At 57.4% G+C, this 265-nt stretch carries 1 protein-coding gene; it reads left to right on the forward strand.

Annotated elements, in window-relative coordinates:
• Positions 1-12: 12 nt before the first annotated feature.
• Positions 13-265, forward strand: a 253-nt coding sequence (locus ACPYOJ_RS35635) for an AraC family ligand binding domain-containing protein (RefSeq protein ID WP_481420427.1), incomplete at its 3' end; no start/stop codon positions are given.

Consider the following 265-nt stretch of genomic DNA (forward strand, 5'->3'; position numbering starts at 1 on the left):
ACGGGGATCCATGTGTTTAACGGCCAGCCGTATACCATCAGTGGTGGGACGGTCTGCTTTGTGCGCGATCATGACCGGCACTTATATGAACATACCGACAACCTGTGCCTGACTAACGTGCTCTACCGTTCGCCCGATGCGTTCCAGTTCCTGTCCGGGCTGAACCATCTCCTGCCGCAGGAGAAGGACGGCATCTATCCTTCACACTGGCGGGTGAATCAGTCCACGCTGCAGCAGGTGCGTCAGCTGGTGAGCCAGATGGAAC

This window comes from Rhizobium sp. SVR5-9E, from assembly GCF_056755095.1.